Here is a 16,962-nt window from a genome sequence, read left to right as displayed (position 1 = left end):
GTGCAGAGGACGGCGCGGTGGATGTCGATGGCTCTCTAGTTGTCGTATGTCGCAGAGGACTTGAGGGCACAGACCTTGAAGGCGAAGCGCCCTGCGTCCCTGAGCGCGCTCAGCTTTTCACGGCCACGAGCGTCCGGTCGCGTTCACGGCGACGGCCTGTGCGACTTCTTCGGACCGGTGCGTCCGCGCGTCTCACACCCTGGCTGTACGAGGAGTTCAGTGAACGGAGAGTCGGAGAAGGTATGCGTCGACTCGTAGATGCACTCGGCTAGATGCATTCGACGTTTCGCTCGATTCGTAGACCGGCGTTGCGACCAGTTCCGGAGTGGCACGCAGCAGGCACGCCCAGCCTCCGCTAACCTAGAAACCGCAGAATTCCAACGATCCACTCCGCCAGACCCACATGATCAACTTCTGGCCGTTGATCGGATCGATATGTGACGAAGCGGCGCTCACACGTCCATCGCGTGGACCTTGACGTCACGACCTGATCCTTGTGCAGGTCATTGCTGCTGCGCCGTCGCGACAGCCGCTCCTAGCCCAACGCGGACTACGACCGCGCAGTTGGCTCCTGACGTCCCGTCTCAGGCGTGGCTTGTGTATTTCGCCCATGCAGTCGCCGAGGCACCCACCCCCGACTCACCACCCCCACCAGCTGCGGCGGCACCGACTTCCGCGCCCACGCCCGGAACACCACGTACATCACCACCACCAGCACCCACCGCAGCACGACCGCACCAGTACTCGCCGCCGGATCGTCGCAGAACGCCGTCGCCGAGCTGTCATTGAGCGAGTGCACCACCATCACCAGCGCGATCCCACCCAGCGCGCCCCACGTGCTGCGCCACCCGTACAGGTGCCACAGCCGCCAGGCGATCGCCGCGGCAATCCCGGTCCACAGCCAGTGCAGCGGCGAGACGGTGAATACCCGGAAGACCTGCTCCTGCACCACCGCGGCGGGCGTGGCATCCAGAACACCCGTTCCGCAGAAGTTGGGCCCAGACGCCGCTGCCGTCTGATACGCGTACTGGGTGGTCTCGGTGATCGCGAAGCCGAAGCCTGAGGCCAGGCCCACTGCGATGCCGGCGCGCGGGTCGCGGTACCGGCCAAGCGCGAAGAGCAGCAGCGGGACCAGGAGCTTGGTCCCCTCCTCGACGACGCCGACCCACGCGGTCGCCGTCGCGATCCCCGCGCCGTTGATGATCCAGGAGTTGATGTTCGCGGCGATCAGCAGCACGGCTCCGCTGGTGCCCACGGCCACCGCCAGGACGGTGACCGGGCCGACGACGTCGTCCAGCGCGAGTTGGCGGTTCACAAAGCGGTAGAAGGCCCAGCAGACGCCGGCCATGCCGAGCAGGCTCGCCACGCCCATGACGTGGATGTTTCCCGACGACTGGTACACGATCGACCCAGCCGCCAGAACGACGACGGCCGCCACGAGGTACCAGACCCACGGACCCCAGAAGCGTCCGTGGAAGTGCCGACCGCGTGCGGCAGGCGGGCCGCCGTCGGCTACCTCGCCGGTCCAGGCACGGCTGTCCCAGAACCGCTGCCGGGCCTCACGGGTGCTCGGGTCCGGGTACCAGCCGGCTGCGGGAACGCCGTCCCGCGGTCGGGCAGCGACGAAGGCACCCGTCGTGCCCGCCAGGAACAGGATCGCGCCCACCACGACGAGTGTCATGACTGGAGAGAACCATCACCCGTCGCACACCACCATCGGACGCGAACAGCACCCCGGTGCCGACGCATCGGGCGGACGTCGGACCGTCGGCGCCGCCTACGGTCACATGGCCCCGACTGCCCGGCTCAGCTCCAGGCCCCAGCGACGCCGAGCTGGAAACGGAGCACCGCGTCCGTTCGCCCGGTTGGACGGGCCGGCGACGCCGCCCAGCCGACCATGCCCTGGACCCAGAGCAGCACGGCGTCGCGCGTGAGCGAGGCGACGTCGTCAGGGTCGACCTCGATCCCGTGCGCACCCAGTGCCTCGACGTAGATCCCGAGCAAGCGCCTCAGTCGAGCCGACCCTGACGGGTCGTCGACAAGCCCGCCGGCCAGCAGCTGCGCCAGGTCCGCGAGCGGCGGGCCCACGCACGACGTCGCCCAGTCCAGCAGCACCACGTCGCCGTCCGGTCGGCGCAGCACGTTGTCGAGATGGGCGTCGGCATGGATCCAGGCGTGCGGGACGGCGGCGAGGCGGTCGAGCGCACCGGCGACTCGGTTCGGCAGCCCGGCGAGGCGCTCGGTCGCCCCGGCATCGAGGAACTCCGGAAACCGACGCTGCGCAGTATCGAGCCGCACGCCCCACTCGTCCTCGGCGCACGCGCGCCGCCGCCAGCGTGGCAACGCCGGGTCGACGTCAACCGGCTCGTCCCATGTGCCCGCGTGCAGCGTGGCGAGCAGGGACACCAGGCGCTCGGCGGTCGCGTCGTCGCAGCCGGCGAGCACGTCGAGCTGCTCCGCCGGCGTGACCTGTTCGAGCGCGAGGAGCCCGGCATCGTCGTCGAGCAGAGAACCGACGTAGCGGGGCACCTGGCCCGCGAGCGCCTCGGCATACCGGGTGTAGAAGAGGCGCTCGCGACGGATCGTCTCCGCGGTGTCGAGCTTGACGACCAGCCCGGGGGAGGCGTCGTCGAGGCGGACGCTCGCCGTCGTGCCGCTCAGGCCGAACCCGGCGCCGATCCGCGTGACCTCCAGGCTGCCCGAGTACCCCGGCGGGATCGCGCCGGCCTCGGACAGGGCCTCGCGAAGTGTGGCGGGGTCGTCGAGGAGGCGCCGGGAGACCGTCATGCCCGCCAGCGTAGGTTCCGGGCCTGCCGCGCCGCAGCGTCGTCGGGCCCGGCGCGCGCGTCCGAATTCCCGTGCGAACTCCAACCCCACCGACCTACAGTTCCACCATGGTGAGCAGCACGAGCGGGTACCGACCCCGCCCACTCAGGCGGGAGTTGTCCTGAGACGAGGTACCCATGGCGTTCCGACGCTTCTACCGCCGCACCTTCCTGAACCGCCGCGGCCACCACGCCGGCGCGTACGCGCTGGCCAACATCACCACCGAACCCGGATACACCGACGACGAGCGGGCCAAGCGCGTCAGCGCACGCCTGACCATCGCTGACTGCGGCCGCGTCGTCACACTCGACCTCGACGCCGACACCCCGGCCGAGGCGCGCAACGCCCTGCACAAGGCGCGCCTGCTGCGCGACATCCTCGACCAGTCCGTCGACGCCCTCGAACGAGCCGTCGAGGACGCCGGCCTGTCCGGCGCTCGGGATGAGTGAGCAAGGCGCCCTGACGATCGAGCGATCAGGAATCCGCGGCACCTGACGCGGAAGACGTCCACTACGCTCCGAGCCGTGACCGTCTACCGGATTCGACAGGACCTCGCCCTTTTCCTTGTTCTGCCGATCCCGATTCTCACGGCTGCAATCTCACTCGTCCTGATCACGACACAGCGGTCGGTCCTTGTTGTGCTGGCCGTCGTCTACGTTGTGGTCTCCCTGGTGCTCACGATCCGGATGTACCGGCGCGTACGCCGTCGGACGCTCACGGTCTCGGAATCCGGTCTGGCAGTCCAGCGCGACGCGTACAGGATCGAGGCGCCCTGGTCCGAGGTGGTGGGGATCGACCGCAAGCGTCGCCAGGGCCTTCTTGCTGACGAACTCGTGCTTGCTAACCCCGTCGTCACCTTCGTCGACGCGGCGGGCGAGCCGACCCGCGTCCCCAAGGCCGCCGCCGGACACCCGGCCCTGTCGCGGATCCAGGTCAGCTTCTACGACAAGAACTGGCGTGAAGGGCCGATCGGCGATCGTCTGAGGGCTCTGCTGCAGCCGTCGTCGTAGAAGCGCGGTGTCCGGCGGTCGGAAGGGGTGAATGCACCCGCCTCGCCAGGAACCCGCGCCGTCCCGCTCTTACGATCGAATCGTCAGGAATCCGCGGCAACCAGGCCCGCGGAAGACGCTCGACGAGGAGCGATCATGTCTGATGAGACCCGCGCGGGAACAGACCCCCTCACGCAGCTGAGAGACATCACGGCGACCGGCCCGGACCGCGCCGTCCTCGAACGACTCCACGCGGCCGGGCTGGTCGACCTGGGGGACGACCTGCCGGTACGCGACGTCCTCTACGAGGCCGAACGGGACGGCACGAACCTGGCCGCCACCTTCGCCGAGGAGGACGACGCCGCCGCGCTCGACGCCACGCCGATCGGGCGCCTCGGCCCCCGGCAGTCCCGGCGGAGCCTGCCGGGCGGACGCATTCTCGGCATGTACGTGCAGGACTGCCTCATCAGCACGGAGGCGGAACCCCCGTACCACCGGCTCCCGAGCTTCGCCTCGCACTTCCCGTACCACATCGTCTACCTGCTCAAGTTTCCGCCGAACCAGACCCACACCGTCGACGTCACCCTCCAGGTGTTCTCGGCGGGCACGGTGCGCATCACGGGCCTGAACAGCCCGGCCGCGCTCACCGTGGGGCAGAGCTCCATCCCCCTCAAGGTGCCCGTCGGCGTCAAGACGACGGACCAGGGGTTCGCGAGCATCCTCATCCAGCGCAACGGCGAGGTCGGGTTCGACTGGTTCTCCGCCACCGTCTTCTGAGGGCCGCTCACCGACGAGCGGCTTCCGGCGAGGTCTACCTTCGCCACCATGGCATCCGACGGACAGCCCCAGGACATCGGCTCAGCCGCGCACACGCACACCATCCCGCGGAAGCGCATGGCGGCGACCGTCGTGTTCACCGATCACTCCGGTCAGTGCCCGCCCCCGACCACCTCGGCCAGCCGTCCGTGCCGCGCCGCCGAGTCTTCGTTCATCCCGACGATCCTCACGGTCTTGCCCCGCGCCTCGTACTTGGCCCGCACCGCATCGAGCGACGCGACGGTCGAGGCGTCCCACACATGTGCCTCGGACAGGTCGATCACGACGTTCTGCGGGTCGCCCGCGTAGTCGAACTGGTACACGAGATCGTTGGACGACGCGAAGAACAGCTCGCCCCGCACGGCGTAGACCCGCTCGCCGCCGTCGTCCACAGCATCAGAAGAAGGATCCAGCCGCGTGACCGACACCAGGTGCGCGACCCGGTGCGCGAACAGCACCGTCGCCGTCAGCACCCCCACGATCACGCCGTAGGCCAGGTTGTGCGTCGCGACGGTGACGGCGACGGTCGCGAGCATGACCGTCGTCTCGGACTTCGGCATGCGGCGCAGCGTCGTGATCGAGCGCCAGTCGAACGTGCCGACCGAGACCATGATCATCACGGCGACCAGCGCGGCCATCGGCATCATGGCCACGACGTCGCCCAGCCCGACCACGAGGATCAGCAGGAACACGCCGGCCAGCAACGTCGACAGCCGGGTGCGTGCGCCGGAGGCGCGCACGTTGATCATGGTCTGGCCGATCATGGCGCAGCCGCCCATCCCGCCGAAGAACCCGGTCACGACGTTGGCGACGCCTTGGCCCCACGCCTCGCGGGTCTTGTTCGAGTGGGTGTCGGTCACGTCGTCGACGAGCTTCGCCGTCAGCAGCGACTCCAGCAGTCCGACCAGCGCCATCGCCAGCGCGTACGGCGCGATGATCCGCAGCGTCTCCAGGTTCAGCGGCACGTCCGGGAAGAGGAGCGTCGGCAGCGACTCGGGCAGCGCGCCCTCGTCGCCCACGGTGGGCACGTCGATTCCCGCGACGACGACGGCGGCCGTCAGCAGGGCGATCGCGACCAGCGGCGCGGGCACCGCCGTCGTCCACCGGGGCAGCAGCACGATGATCGCGATACCGGCCGCGACCAGCGGGTACACCACCCACGGCACACCGATCAGGTGCGTCACCTGGGACAGGAAGATCAGGATCGCGAGCGCGTTGACGAAGCCGACCATCACCGAGCGCGGGATGAACCGCATGAGCTTCGCGACGCCGAGCACACCGAGCACCACCTGGATCGCGCCGGCCAGGATGACCGTGGCGATCAGGTAGTCGAGCCCGTGCTCGCGCACGACCGGCGCGACCACCAGGGCCACGGCGCCCGTCGCCGCGGAGATCATGGCGGGGCGTCCGCCGAGGAACGCGATGGTGACCGCCATCGTGAACGACGCGAACAGGCCGATCCGCGGGTCGACGCCCGCGATGATCGAGAAGGCGATCGCCTCCGGGATCAGGGCCAGCGCCACCACCAGACCGCCCAGCACCTCGGTGCGCAGGGTCCGGGCGCTGCTGAAGGCGGCGCGGAACGAGCCTGAGGCGGTTGCTTCGGGGGCTCCGGTCACCGGGGCGGAGCCGGGCGGGCCGGCAGGAGTGTGAGACACGGGCGGCAACTCTACCCTGACGTAAGGGTAGATTTGGCGTGGCCCGGATGTGGGAGGCTGGCTCCATGGTGCAGCGACCGGTGGCCGACGAGGTCACGTTCCACATCGGGGCGGTCGCCGAGCGGACCGGGCTCTCGCTGCGCACCCTGCGCCACTACGACGACGTCGGCCTGCTGCGCCCCTCCGGCCGGACCGACGGCGGCTTCCGCTTGTACACCGAGGCCGACGTGCAGCGGCTGCTGCTGATCCGGCGCATGAAGCCGCTGGGGTTCAGCCTGGAGGAGATGGCGGACCTCCTGGACCTGACCGACTCCCTCGCCGACGACGACACCCCCGGGGCGCGCGCCCGTCTGGAGGCCTACGTCACCAGCGCCCAGGAGCGGCGCGCGGACCTGGCGCGCAAGCTCGCAATGGCCGACGAGTTCATCGACCTGCTGCGCGGGCTCTGAGTCGGCTTCCGCGCCGTCCGCCCCGGCGTCGTCACGAAATTCCGTTGGTGCGGCGCTGACCGCTCCGGCAGGCTGCACTGGCATGACCCGCGTACGCCCCACCTGGCCCGACCTGCCCGCCCCGATCAGGACGGCGATCGAGGACCGCCTGGGCGCGAAGGTCACCTCCTGGGTCTCCCACGACGGCGGATACTCGCCCGGCCTGGCCAGCGTGCTCACCACCGAGCGCGGCCAGGTCTTCGTCAAGACCGCCGCCCCGGACCAGACCGAGGCACTGCGGCTGCACCGGAACGAAGCGGTCAAGGCCGCGCGGCTGCCGGCGACCCTCCCGTCACCCGCCTTCCGGTGGTCGCTCGACGTGCCGGACGACGGCGGCGTCACCGGCGCGGACACGCCCACCTGGGCCGTCCTCGCCTTCGAGCCCGTGCACGGGCGCGCGGTGCGCACCGACCCGTGGGACCTGGACGACGTCGACCTGCTGGCCCGCCTCGCCCTCGAGATCGGCGAGCATCCGGCGCCCGACGGCGGCGTGTTCCCCGACTCCGCCGACAAGCCGCGGCCCGACGCGCAAGTCCTGGCCGACGAGCGTCCGCAGGGGCTGGCGACCTACGACCCCTGGCTCGCCGAGCACGTCGACCTGATCGCGGAGGTCGCCTCGCCGGAGCGGCAGGCCGAGGCCTCCGGGGGCGACCGGCTGGTGCACGCCGACTTCCGCGCGGACAACGTGCTGGTCCTCGGGTCGGACGACCGGCCGCGCGGGGTCGTCGTCGACTGGCCGCACTCGGCGCGAGGCGCCGGGTTCATCGATCTCGTCGGGATGCTGCCGGCCATGCACGCCCTCGGCGGGCCCGCGCCGCAGGCGGTGCTGGACCGGACGCCGCTCCCGCGCGGGACCGAGCCCGAGGCCGTCGCGACACAGGTCGCGGTGCTGACCGCCTACTTCGTCCACGGGTCGCTGCAGGAGCCGCCGCCCGGCATCCCGCACCTGCGCCAGTTCCAGCGCGTGCAGGCCGAGGCGTGCATCGCCTGGCTGCGGGAGCTCCTGCGGTAGGGCTGTTCCGAGCAGCCGGGGAGTGTCAGTGACCCCGCGTAAGTTCCCCGCCATGGGTACATGGAGCACTGACATCCTGGGCAACGACGCGGCCCTGGACACGCTGGGGGCGCTCGCGGACCGCGACCTCTCCTTCACCGACCTCGCCGACGAGCTGCGGGGCGACTACATCGAGAGCGACGCCGGTGCGGCCGTCCTCGCGCTCATCGAGGTGGCGCTGGCCGCGCGTGGGCTCCGCGAGCTGCCGCACGGCGAGGCGGTGGAGGCGGCCCGCGACGTGCTCGACGACGAGCGCGCCGCCTGGCTGCTGGAGCAGACGGACCGGGTGCTCGGCTCGGGCTCCGAGGTGTACGAGCTGTGGCAGGAGGCGAGCGAGCAGTCGCTCAGCGAGTGGCTCGGCAAGGTCGAGGCCTCGATCGAGGATCTGCGGCAGGCGTTGGGGACGGCGGCGCTGGCCGGTGCCGGGGGCGGGGGCTCCGATGACTGAGCGCCTCGACTCCACGGACACGGCGGGACCGGACGACGAGGACCTCGGACCGAAGCACCCTGCGTTCGCCGCCCACTTTCGCGATCCGGTCTACGACGAACCCGCCGACGACTTCGCTCCGTTCGGCAACGACGAGGGCTGGGACATCCTCGCCGAGTCGGTGGAGCGGATCGACGAACTGGACAGCGCGACAACAGTGGCGCAGATGATCCCGGAGTGGTTCACGATCAATCCGGTGGTGGCGGCAGACCTTGACGAGGGCGATGTCGACCTGGCCGACATCGTCATCGGCGCGGGCTTCGCGCTGCTGCGCCTGACCGGCCAGATCGACGACGTCGGCCGCGGGCTGGTGCTCAAGGCGCTGGACGCGCGGGACCGGTTCCAAGGACCGCAGCCCGAGACCGAGCGGATGCGGTCCGACCTGCTGTCCTTCCGTCCAGGCTGAAACTCGACGAGAGCCCGCGCGAGAGCCGCGGGCGCCAGGTCCTCAGTGAGGGTCGAGACCGAAGTGCTTCCGCACGGTCGGGTCCTTCTCGATGATCAGGTCGACGACGTCCCAGAACCGCGGAAGCCATTCGTGCTGCAGGGCCTCCTCACGGGAGAGCTGAATTCCTCGGAAGGCGGTCGAGCTGTCGCCGGGAGGAGTCACGAGGGAGCACGCGTAGCCGTGGCCCTCGATGAAGCCGTACCGGCAGCTGAAGGTGACACGATCACCGACCACCGTGGCGGGGTGCTCGGGGTCCCACTCGTCGTCGAGGATCACATCGATGTATGCCTCGTGCTCCCCGCCGTGGTGCACGCAGTCGGCGTAGAAGACAGCGAAGGCTCCGATCGTCTCGTGGTTGACGAACCCTGTGACTCGTTCGTGCACGTTTCCGCAGTCACAGGTGTAGGTCACGACGTTGTAGTCGGGGTCGAGAAGCAGGCTCACGGTGCGCACCGTACCGCGAGGTCTCGTCCGCCTGGCACGGCCGCCAGCCGTGGGTCCGTTCTCAGTCAGGATCGACGCGTGGGCCGGGCCACGGCTCGACGCGTCACGGCCGCGCCGCCTCTCGAGGCAGCGCTCGCGCGACCAGCACCAGCCCCACGCAGGCGACCAGCGCTACCACCGACGTGACGATCCACGGCAGGCCCGGGTCCACGCCGAAGGTGGCGGCGAAGACGCCCGGGGCCGCGATGTTGGCAAGCGCGAAGCTGTACTGGAACCACGACAGGTAGGTGCTGCGCTGACCGGGCGGCGCGGCGTCGGCGGCGTAGGCGATCGAGCGCGGGCCGTGCAGCAGCTCGGCGACCGAGTAGACCAGCACCGACAGTGCCAGGCCGGGGACGATCAGGCTCGCGGGCGCGAGGCCGAGCGCCGCCGTGCAGACACCCCAGACGGACCAGATGACCCCGGCGATCACCATGACCGTGACGCGCGAGCGGCGGCGCGTGAGCCGGACCGCCAGGGCCTGCCCGAGCGCGTTGAGGATCGTGTTGATCGCGAGCAGCGGTCCGACGACGGCCGCGGGCGCCGCCAGCCCGTCGACCACGTAGACGCCGAGGCCTGATCCGAGGATCGTGCTGCAGAACGCGAACAGCGAGGCCACGCCGATGAGGCCGAGGTACGGGAGCGTCGGTATGCGGTGGGCCCGGACTGGGGCGGCGTCCGCGGCGCCGGCCCGCCGGCCCGAACGGTCGCCCAGGAGCAGCACCGCGGAAATCACGAAGCAGACGGCGTTGGTGCCGATCGCCAGCAGGTACGGCAGGTCGCCCGGGATGAGCAGCAGGGCGCCCGCCGTCAGGGCACCGAGCGCGTAGCCCGTGGCCTGCACCATGTTGGTGAACGCGAACCAGCGGTCCTTGTCCTCGGCGGGGCCGGAGTCCGAGGCGTCGGCGACGACGGCGAAGACCGACGACCAGAACGCCCGCTGCCCGATCGCGGCGACGAGGGTGCAGGCGGCGACGGCCGGGAGGTCGCGGGCGATCAGCAGCCCGCCGAGCCCCGCCGCCTGGAGCACCTGCGCGGCGATCAGGATGTTCCGCCCGCCCAGCCGGGGCACGACCTGACCGACCAGCGCGGGCACCACCAGCGCGACGGCGAAGGTCGCCGAGAGCGTGAGCCCGGCCTGCTGCAGCGGGATGTCGGCGACGCGAGTCAGGAACAGCAGGAGCAGCGGCCCGCTGATGCCGGTGCCGATCGAGTCCACGCCGAGCGCGACCGCGAGGGGGATGTGCCGGCGAAGCTCGGGCAGGTCGAACACGGTGCGGGTCTCCAGTCGGGTTGAGGGTGTGGCCCGTGACGGGCTGGTGCGACGTCGATTCGGACGTGGCTGGGCGGACGAGGTCGGGTCGGGTTGGGGCGGACGAAGTCGGGCGGATTCGTCCGGGCGGGCGAGGCCGGCCGGACGAGGTCGGTTCGAAGGGACAGAGCCGGTTGCGTGGCCGGGCGGGTCAGGCCGGTCAGACCCGCCCGCGTCCGGCCGAGCCCGTGTCCCCGGCGTCCGACCCGGCGGCACCGCCGAGCGGCAGTACCGCCCGCCGGTCCAGACGGCGCAGCAGCACCGCCGACGCCGTCCCGACGAGCGCCGTCGCGGTCAGCACGCCGGCGATCGGCGCGGCGTCGTGCAGGCCGATCAGGCCGGCGACCGGGGCGATGAGCCCCGCCGCGGCGAACGTGCCGAAACCGTACAAGGAGGTCGCGGTGCCGGCCTGCGCGGACTGGTCGCGCAGCGCGCGCCCGGCCGCGCCGGCGAAGCAGCCGCCGCAGCCGGCGACGAACAGCCACAGGCAGGGGAGCAGGCCCGGCAGCCCGGCGTCGGCGCGTTCCAGCGGGACGATCGCCAGCGCCGCGACGGCGGTCAGCGCCGCGAACCCGATCAGTACGGGCGCGTTCGGACGGCGCCGTTGCAGCGACGCGCTGGCCTGCACCCCGACGACGAGGCCGAGCGAGTTGGCCAGGAACACGGCGGCGAACTGGCCGGCGGTCAGGCCGTGCACGTCCTGCAGCAGGAGCGGTGACGCCGCGACGTAGGCGTAGACGCCGGCGTAGGTCATCGCGCCGAGGACCGTCGCGGTGCGGAAGCCACGGTCGCGGAGCACGGCGCGGAGGCGGGCACGCGTGCCGCGGTCGGCGCGGTGCGTCGCACCGTCTCGGTCGGCCGAGCCGCCCCGACGCACCCCGTGCGTCTCCGGCACCACCACCGCCGTCACCGCGAGCACCGCCGCCGAGAACGCCCCGAGCACCCCGAAGATCCCGCGCCAGCCCACCAGCAGCAGCAGCGCAGCACCCGCGACCGGCGCGAGCAGCGGCACCGTCGTCGTGATCAGGGTGATGCGCGAGACCAGGCGCACCAGCCCGGGCCCGTCGCTGACGTCCCGCGCGATCGCCAGGACGAGCACCGAGCTGCCCGCGGCCGCGACGCCCTGGACGACGCGCAGCGCGGCCAGCGCCTCCAGCGTCGGGGCTGCGGCGCACGCGAGGGTCACCGCCACGTGCAGGGCGGACGCGAGCAGGAGCGGCCGGCGTCGTCCGACCCGGTCGCTCCACGCACCCGTGACCAGGTTGCTGAGCGCGAGACCCACGGTCATGCCGGCGAGCGTGAGCTGAACCGCGCCGTCGTCCGCGCCGAACTCCCGCCGCAGCGCGGGGAAGGCGGGGAGGTAGAGGTCGATCGACAGCGGGCCGAGCGTCGTGAGCAGCCCGAGCGCCACGATCAGCAGTCCTGTGCGCCGCACCGTCGCCGCGTTCGTCATCGTGCCCCCTGCACATCGTTGTACACCACCGTCTGGCGTTTGCCGGTGTCATGGTTGCCCATCCCCGCGACACCGGTCAAGCCATTACGCTGGTGTCATGCAGCTCGAGGAGAACGGCTTCGACACCTGGGCGCCGCCGTCGCCCGGGCTCGTGCGCGACTTCGTGAACAGCTACGAGCCGCAGGAGGACGCCGAGAGCCTCGGCAGCGCGACCGCCCTGCGCGACTGGTTCGCCGCGCGCGGGCTCGTGCCGGCAAGCGCCCGCATGACGGCGGACGACGTCGCCGCCGCGCACCGGATCCGGGAGGGCCTGCGTGCCGTGCTGCTGGGACATGCCGGTCACGACGCGGACGACGGCGGCGCGGCCCGGGCCGCCCTCGACGCCGAGCTCGCGCGCCTTCCGCTGCATGTCTCGTTCGATGCCGACGGCGGGCTGCTGCTCACCTCCCCGGGCAGCGCGTTCGAGCGGGGGATCGCCGGTGTGCTCGACGCCGTCCGGCGCAGCGAGGCGGCCGGTGAGTGGGAACGACTCAAGGTCTGCGCGCGCGACACCTGCCGCTGGGCGTTCTACGACGCCTCCCGCAACCACGCGCGGCGCTGGTGCTCCATGGCGGGCTGCGGCAACTACATCAAGATGCGGCGGCGGTCGGCGGACCGGGCGCAGGCGTAGCGCGGGTTCTGCCAGGATTCCTCCCGTGACCAGTTACTTCGCCCGGTACCAGGCCGGGGAGCACGACGACGTGTGGCGCGACCTGCGCGCCCTGGGCGTGACCGCGTTCGACGAGCCGCACCGCGAGGACGCCCAGGCCGTGGCCCGCGAGATGGCGGCGCGGGCACGCCGGAACGTGGAGACGATCGTCGACCGGCTCCAGGCCGACGGTTTTGTCGCCACCGAGAACGACGACGAGGCCACGCCTCGCCCCGCCCACTTCCCGCCGTCGGACGGCGCCGCCGACCTGGCCGACTGGCTGGAAGAGACGTTCGCGCCCTTCCCGATGACGGTGTCGGCGTGGATCCGCCACGTCGGGGACGTGTGGCTCGTCGGTGAGCATCCGCGGTGGTCCGAGAGCGTGCTCGCGGACCCGCTCGTGGTCGAGTTCGAGCACAGCTTCTACGGCGGCGGCTCCCGCGAGTACTACGCGGACGAGTGGCAGAACTGGCAGCAGGACGCCGACGAGGACGACGACGCCCAGCCGTTCCAGCTCGACTTCGCCCCCGACGCCCTTCACAAGGCCAACATCAGCGGCGACGGTCCGTATGGGATCCAGCTCCCGGGCGTCGGCGTGGACGGGCTGGTTGGCCCGACGCTCTGGTTCGTGGACGACCTCAACACCGCGTTCGCGGCCGGCGGGTTCCCCGAGGCCCTGTACGAGGAGGGTTACGCGGACCCGCCCGAGGGGCTGCGCGAGGGCCTCGCCCGGGACCTGCTGCGGCTCTGACGGCGGCGGCCCCGGACCGGCGCCGCCTCGGAGCGCGACATCGGCTCGGCGTGCCGGCTCAGAAGAGCGCGTCCTGCTCCGGCCCCGGACCGGAACCGCCCGGCGTGCTGACGACGGAGGTGCTCGCCGTCCCCGGCGCCGCCGGGTCAGCCCGCGTCAGGTCCCAGCCCTCCAGCAGCCCGGTGTCGACCAGCAGCACGCCGCCCGGCGTCGTCCGCTCCGGCGCGCTCAGGTACAGGTCCCGCCCGATCCGGCAGATCACCTCGCCCGTGACCGTCGTCCCCGGGCGCAGCGGGTCGAGCTGCCGGGCGGGCGTCAGTCCGCTCTCGGGCAGGCCGTAGGCCGGGGCATGGTCGGCGGGGCGAGTCGGCGCCCACGCCTGCCCGGGCGGCCAGTCCAGCCCGGCCGCCTGCCCGACGACGGCGGCCAGCTCGGCGGCGCGCGCCGCCGTCGTCCCCGGTGCCCGACGGGCCGCCCGCTTGCGCGCGGTGTGCACCTGCTGCGGCAGGCCGAGCGCGGTGGTCAGCAGGGCTTCGCACCGCCGGGCCGAGACCAGCGTGCCCGCCGAGAGGAACACCGACGAGAGCGCGCCCTGCTCCAGCAGCCTGGCCGGTCCGCGCGCTGACGCCGTGATGCCCGCCTTGATCACGCTCCCGTGGTGGGCGAGGTAGACGCGGAACTCCCGGGGATCGTCCAGCGCGGTGTCGGTCGCGACGGACCGGGTGCGGGCGATCGCGGCGCACGACTCGCACTGGCCCGACTTCGCCGCGGCGTCGATCCGCACTCCCGCCACGCACGGGACCCGGCGCCCGTCCCACCACAGGCCGAGGCACCGCCGGTCGGCGCCGACCCGCAGCCCGAGCCGCGCCCCGACGTCCAGCGGGCTGCGCCGCGTCGCACCGGCGGGGGAGAGCCACTCCAGCGCCGCGGCGCCATCGGCCCAGGCCAGACCCGTCGGCCGCCAGGCGGGCGGGGTGGCGCTCGGCGGGGTGCGTGCGTCGGACACGGACCGACTCTAGAGCCGAACAACAAGCCGATCACCGCCTCCCGGGTACACGATGGGTTTCTGTGCACGGCCGGAGGGAGGGTCGACGATGACGACGATCGTTGTGCTGGGCGGCACCGGCACCATCGGCGCCCAGGTGGTCCGGCTCCTGCGGGCGCGGGGCGACGACGTTCGCGTCGCGTCGCGCGCCAGTGGCGTCGACCTCGTCACGGGGCAGGGCTTGGGCGAGGCGCTGGACGGCGCCCGGGTGGTGGTCGACACCGCCAAGCCCGGATCGCTGGACCCGGCCCGCATCGACGAGTTCTTCGGGCGGGCCGGGGAGAACGTCACGCGGTACGAGCGCGAGGCGGGCGTGGGGCACCACGTCATGCTGTCCATCGTGGGGTCGGACCGTGCGCCCGACGTCCCGTTCTACGCGGCCAAGGTGCGGCTGGAGGACGCCGTCCGCGGCGGCGACGCGCATTGCACCATCTTGCACGCGACCCAGTTCTTCGAGTTCGCCCCGGCCATCGCCCGCGCCTCGACGGCACCGGAGGGCGGGCCCGCCCTGATCACCCCGCTGCTGGTGCAGCCGGTCGCGGGGTTGGACGTCGCCGCCGAGCTCGTTCGGCTCGTAAGCGCGCCGCCGGGCATGACCGACCTCGACCTGGCCGGCCCCGACCAGTACGAGCTCGACACCTTCGTGCGCGTGGCGCTGTCGCGGCTGGGCGCCTCCCACGCCGTCGTCCGCGACCCGGACGCCACCTACTTCGGTGGGGTGGTCGACCGCCGCGCGCTCCTGCCCGAACCTGGTGCCCGCATCGCGCCGACGGCGCTGCGGGACTGGCCGGGCGGGGCCGAGCGGCCCGCCCGCATGGCCGCCCACGGCTGAGGTCGGCAGGTCACCACTCGCCGCCCAGCGGGTGGTCGTCGTCCGCGAAGATGCCCGCGAGCGCCCCCTCACGCTCAGGCACGGGCGGTGCGACGCCGTCGCGCTCGGTCGCGCGGCGTACCCCGTCGTCCTGCGGGTGGAAGCCGATCGCGTGCCCGGGGCCGAGGGGGAACCAGCCGGGCGCGTTGTCGGAGACGCCCCAGACGATGTGGTGCCCGGGCCGGTCCAGGGCGGCGACGGCCTCGACCAGGCGGGCGGCGTCGGCGGGGGAGAGCCACTCCGCGACCGACCGGCCCTCGCGGACGTCGGTGCTGAAGGCGCAGATCCGCGCGCTGACGACCGTCATGCCGAAGCGGTCGGCGTAGACGCTGCCCAGCGCCTCGCCGGCCGCCTTGCTCACGCCGTAGAACGTGTCGGGCCGCGGGACGAGCACGTCGGCGGCGCCGGCCTCGTCGGGCGTCGCGTAGCCGACGGCGTGGATGGTGCTCGCCAGGAGCACGCGCGGGACGCCTGCGCGGTGCGCGGCGTCGAGCACCTTCTGGGTGCCGTCGATGTTGACGGCGAGGATCTCGGGCCACGGCCGTTCCCAGGGGTGGGCCGCGAGGTGCACCACCAGGTCGGCGTCCCGGACGGCGTCGTCCAGGGTGGCCGGGTCCGTGATGTCACCCGCGAACCACACGTCGCGGTCGTCGCGCTCGGCGGGCACCGCCCGGTCCAGCAGGCGCAGCTCCCGGCCCTCGCGCCGGAGAAGGGGCGCGACCGCGCGGCCGATCCGGCCCGCCGCTCCCGTGATCGCGACCACCTGCGGTGCGTCGTTCGACATGCTCGGGCTCCCTCGTCCGGTCGGCGTTCTGACGAGAGGGTAGGGGATTTCACGGCGGACGACCGCGCCGACCTGCGGCGACACGCGCGAGCGGCACCGGATGGGTTCGAGGGCGGCACGGGGCTGGTTCGGGGCCGGCGCGAGAGAATGGCCGTATGAGCACCTCGCGCCGCGCCCCGCACCCGGATCCCGAGACGATCACCCCCGAGGAGCGGGAAGACCTCGCCGAGCGACTGCGCGAGCGCGTCTACGTCACGTTCGCCTCGCTCGCCGTCATCCTCACCCTGCTGGCCCACGCGCACGGGCTCGGGGCCGGGACCGCGGCGGCGTCGCTGACCATCACCGCCGTCGGCACCGTGGCCGCCGCCTGGCTCGCCGAGCTTATCTCCCACCTCGCCGCGCACGGCGGGTTCCCCGACCGGCACCACCTCGGCGCCATGACCCGGACCAGCGGCGGCGCCCTCCTGACGCTCGTGATCCCGCTGCTCGCACTGGCCGCCGCGGGCCTCGGCTGGTGGGAGGTGACGACCGCGCTGCGCGTGGGCGTCGGCGTGTTCATCGCCACCCTGGTGCTCATCGCCTGGCTCGGCATCCGCCGCACGAAGCTGCCCTGGCTCGCGCGGATCCTGGCGCTCGGTGTGCTCGCGGCGCTCGCGGTCGGCGTGGTGGGGCTCAAGCTGCTCGCGCACGGCTGAGTCGATCACTTTCGGACATCTTGTTGACGTGAACATTCCGCGGGTGCCAGCCTGTTGCGCGGCGGTCCCGCAGGGCCCGCCGGAACGCAGGGTCGCGTTCCGCGAGGCCGGCGCCGT

At 72.4% G+C, this 16,962-nt stretch carries 19 protein-coding genes; 11 read left to right on the top strand and 8 right to left on the bottom strand.

The annotated features are described in order from the left end of the window. Positions 1 to 550: 550 nt before the first annotated feature. A complete protein-coding gene (locus tag ACZ7LE_RS14445) occupies positions 551 to 1,681 on the bottom strand; it encodes a PrsW family glutamic-type intramembrane protease (RefSeq protein ID WP_470403946.1) in 1,131 nt (376 codons plus the stop codon). A gap of 125 nt (positions 1,682 to 1,806) precedes the next feature. Further along, positions 1,807 to 2,787: an aminoglycoside phosphotransferase family protein gene (locus ACZ7LE_RS14440; protein WP_470403945.1), complete on the bottom strand. Its 981-nt coding sequence runs from the start codon at positions 2,785 to 2,787 to the stop codon at positions 1,807 to 1,809. A 176-nt stretch (positions 2,788 to 2,963) separates the two neighbouring features. On the opposite strand from ACZ7LE_RS14440, the gene ACZ7LE_RS14435 reads away from it, so the two are divergent. The 3 genes from ACZ7LE_RS14435 to ACZ7LE_RS14425 all read left to right on the top strand — a co-directional run bounded on the left by ACZ7LE_RS14435 (position 2,964) and on the right by ACZ7LE_RS14425 (position 4,592). After that, the gene (locus ACZ7LE_RS14435; RefSeq protein WP_470403944.1) at positions 2,964 to 3,275 is read left to right on the top strand and encodes a hypothetical protein; all 312 of its coding nucleotides are present in this window, start codon (positions 2,964 to 2,966) and stop codon (positions 3,273 to 3,275) included. A 75-nt stretch (positions 3,276 to 3,350) separates the two neighbouring features. Further along, positions 3,351 to 3,836, top strand: coding sequence for a hypothetical protein (locus ACZ7LE_RS14430; RefSeq protein ID WP_470403943.1), 486 nt, complete (start codon positions 3,351 to 3,353; stop codon positions 3,834 to 3,836). Between the two features lie 135 nt (positions 3,837 to 3,971). Next, positions 3,972 to 4,592 carry a hypothetical protein gene (locus tag ACZ7LE_RS14425; RefSeq protein WP_470403942.1) on the top strand — a complete coding sequence of 207 codons (621 nt, stop codon included), beginning with the start codon at positions 3,972 to 3,974 and terminating at the stop codon, positions 4,590 to 4,592. Between the two features lie 152 nt (positions 4,593 to 4,744). Here ACZ7LE_RS14425 and ACZ7LE_RS14420 read toward each other — a convergent pair whose 3' ends face one another. Next, positions 4,745 to 6,289 carry a SulP family inorganic anion transporter gene (locus ACZ7LE_RS14420; protein ID WP_470403941.1) on the bottom strand — a complete coding sequence of 515 codons (1,545 nt, stop codon included), beginning with the start codon at positions 6,287 to 6,289 and terminating at the stop codon, positions 4,745 to 4,747. 65 nt (positions 6,290 to 6,354) lie between these two features. Here ACZ7LE_RS14420 and ACZ7LE_RS14415 point away from each other — a divergent pair, with 65 nt between their 5' ends. The 4 genes from ACZ7LE_RS14415 to ACZ7LE_RS14400 all read left to right on the top strand — a co-directional run bounded on the left by ACZ7LE_RS14415 (position 6,355) and on the right by ACZ7LE_RS14400 (position 8,721). After that, on the top strand, positions 6,355 to 6,738 hold the full coding sequence (locus ACZ7LE_RS14415) for a MerR family transcriptional regulator (RefSeq protein WP_470403940.1): 384 nt from the start codon (positions 6,355 to 6,357) through the stop codon (positions 6,736 to 6,738). Between the two features lie 82 nt (positions 6,739 to 6,820). After that, positions 6,821 to 7,789 carry a phosphotransferase gene (locus ACZ7LE_RS14410; RefSeq protein ID WP_470403939.1) on the top strand — a complete coding sequence of 323 codons (969 nt, stop codon included), beginning with the start codon at positions 6,821 to 6,823 and terminating at the stop codon, positions 7,787 to 7,789. Positions 7,790 to 7,817: 28 nt separating this feature from the next. Further along, a complete protein-coding gene (locus tag ACZ7LE_RS14405) occupies positions 7,818 to 8,276 on the top strand; it encodes a DUF4259 domain-containing protein (protein WP_470403938.1) in 459 nt (152 codons plus the stop codon). Then, the gene (locus ACZ7LE_RS14400; RefSeq protein WP_470403937.1) at positions 8,269 to 8,721 is read left to right on the top strand and encodes a hypothetical protein; all 453 of its coding nucleotides are present in this window, start codon (positions 8,269 to 8,271) and stop codon (positions 8,719 to 8,721) included. The genes ACZ7LE_RS14405 and ACZ7LE_RS14400 overlap by 8 nt, the downstream gene beginning before the upstream one ends. Positions 8,722 to 8,763: 42 nt before the next feature. On the opposite strand, the gene ACZ7LE_RS14395 is transcribed toward ACZ7LE_RS14400, so the two are convergent. The 3 genes from ACZ7LE_RS14395 to ACZ7LE_RS14385 all read right to left on the bottom strand — a co-directional run bounded on the left by ACZ7LE_RS14395 (position 8,764) and on the right by ACZ7LE_RS14385 (position 12,011). Then, on the bottom strand, positions 8,764 to 9,207 hold the full coding sequence (locus tag ACZ7LE_RS14395; RefSeq protein ID WP_470403936.1) for a hypothetical protein: 444 nt from the start codon (positions 9,205 to 9,207) through the stop codon (positions 8,764 to 8,766). A 103-nt stretch (positions 9,208 to 9,310) separates the two neighbouring features. Beyond that, on the bottom strand, positions 9,311 to 10,519 hold the full coding sequence (locus ACZ7LE_RS14390; protein ID WP_470403935.1) for an MFS transporter: 1,209 nt from the start codon (positions 10,517 to 10,519) through the stop codon (positions 9,311 to 9,313). Positions 10,520 to 10,718: 199 nt separating this feature from the next. Beyond that, positions 10,719 to 12,011, bottom strand: a complete 1,293-nt coding sequence (locus ACZ7LE_RS14385) for a Bcr/CflA family efflux MFS transporter (protein WP_470403934.1) — start codon at positions 12,009 to 12,011, stop codon at positions 10,719 to 10,721. A 97-nt stretch (positions 12,012 to 12,108) separates the two neighbouring features. Here ACZ7LE_RS14385 and ACZ7LE_RS14380 point away from each other — a divergent pair, with 97 nt between their 5' ends. After that, positions 12,109 to 12,681, top strand: a complete 573-nt coding sequence (locus ACZ7LE_RS14380) for a CGNR zinc finger domain-containing protein (protein WP_470403933.1) — start codon at positions 12,109 to 12,111, stop codon at positions 12,679 to 12,681. Positions 12,682 to 12,706: 25 nt separating this feature from the next. Next, positions 12,707 to 13,450, top strand: a complete 744-nt coding sequence (locus tag ACZ7LE_RS14375) for a hypothetical protein (protein WP_470403932.1) — start codon at positions 12,707 to 12,709, stop codon at positions 13,448 to 13,450. A 58-nt stretch (positions 13,451 to 13,508) separates the two neighbouring features. Here the strand turns inward: ACZ7LE_RS14375 and ACZ7LE_RS14370 are convergent, their stop codons facing one another. Beyond that, positions 13,509 to 14,456, bottom strand: a complete 948-nt coding sequence (locus ACZ7LE_RS14370; RefSeq protein ID WP_470403931.1) for a DUF2797 domain-containing protein — start codon at positions 14,454 to 14,456, stop codon at positions 13,509 to 13,511. An 88-nt stretch (positions 14,457 to 14,544) separates the two neighbouring features. Here ACZ7LE_RS14370 and ACZ7LE_RS14365 point away from each other — a divergent pair, with 88 nt between their 5' ends. After that, on the top strand, positions 14,545 to 15,327 hold the full coding sequence (locus ACZ7LE_RS14365; protein WP_470403930.1) for an SDR family oxidoreductase: 783 nt from the start codon (positions 14,545 to 14,547) through the stop codon (positions 15,325 to 15,327). A 10-nt stretch (positions 15,328 to 15,337) separates the two neighbouring features. Here ACZ7LE_RS14365 and ACZ7LE_RS14360 read toward each other — a convergent pair whose 3' ends face one another. Beyond that, a complete protein-coding gene (locus tag ACZ7LE_RS14360) occupies positions 15,338 to 16,150 on the bottom strand; it encodes an NAD-dependent epimerase/dehydratase family protein (protein WP_470403929.1) in 813 nt (270 codons plus the stop codon). A 155-nt stretch (positions 16,151 to 16,305) separates the two neighbouring features. Between ACZ7LE_RS14360 and ACZ7LE_RS14355 the strand changes: the two genes are divergently transcribed. After that, positions 16,306 to 16,845 carry a hypothetical protein gene (locus tag ACZ7LE_RS14355; RefSeq protein WP_470403928.1) on the top strand — a complete coding sequence of 180 codons (540 nt, stop codon included), beginning with the start codon at positions 16,306 to 16,308 and terminating at the stop codon, positions 16,843 to 16,845. The last annotated feature ends 117 nt before the right edge of the window (positions 16,846 to 16,962 follow it).

Source organism: Promicromonospora sp. NPDC110617, assembly GCF_055598465.1.
Note: the sequence above shows the minus strand (reverse complement) of the source record. Positions and strands in the feature narration are given on the sequence as shown.

Excerpts from the sequence above, each read along its gene's own strand:
- ACZ7LE_RS14445 (WP_470403946.1), bottom strand. The coding sequence starts at position 1,681 with ATGACACTCGTCGTGGTGGGCGCGATCCTGTTCCTGGCGGGCACGACG.
- ACZ7LE_RS14440 (WP_470403945.1), bottom strand. The coding sequence starts at position 2,787 with ATGACGGTCTCCCGGCGCCTCCTCGACGACCCCGCCACACTTCGCGAG.
- ACZ7LE_RS14435 (WP_470403944.1), top strand. The coding sequence starts at position 2,964 with ATGGCGTTCCGACGCTTCTACCGCCGCACCTTCCTGAACCGCCGCGGC.
- ACZ7LE_RS14425 (WP_470403942.1), top strand. The coding sequence starts at position 3,972 with ATGTCTGATGAGACCCGCGCGGGAACAGACCCCCTCACGCAGCTGAGA.
- ACZ7LE_RS14415 (WP_470403940.1), top strand. The coding sequence starts at position 6,355 with ATGGTGCAGCGACCGGTGGCCGACGAGGTCACGTTCCACATCGGGGCG.
- ACZ7LE_RS14410 (WP_470403939.1), top strand. The coding sequence starts at position 6,821 with ATGACCCGCGTACGCCCCACCTGGCCCGACCTGCCCGCCCCGATCAGG.
- ACZ7LE_RS14400 (WP_470403937.1), top strand. The coding sequence starts at position 8,269 with ATGACTGAGCGCCTCGACTCCACGGACACGGCGGGACCGGACGACGAG.
- ACZ7LE_RS14385 (WP_470403934.1), bottom strand. The coding sequence starts at position 12,011 with ATGACGAACGCGGCGACGGTGCGGCGCACAGGACTGCTGATCGTGGCG.
- ACZ7LE_RS14380 (WP_470403933.1), top strand. The coding sequence starts at position 12,109 with ATGCAGCTCGAGGAGAACGGCTTCGACACCTGGGCGCCGCCGTCGCCC.
- ACZ7LE_RS14365 (WP_470403930.1), top strand. The coding sequence starts at position 14,545 with ATGACGACGATCGTTGTGCTGGGCGGCACCGGCACCATCGGCGCCCAG.
- ACZ7LE_RS14360 (WP_470403929.1), bottom strand. The coding sequence starts at position 16,150 with ATGTCGAACGACGCACCGCAGGTGGTCGCGATCACGGGAGCGGCGGGC.
- ACZ7LE_RS14355 (WP_470403928.1), top strand. The coding sequence starts at position 16,306 with ATGAGCACCTCGCGCCGCGCCCCGCACCCGGATCCCGAGACGATCACC.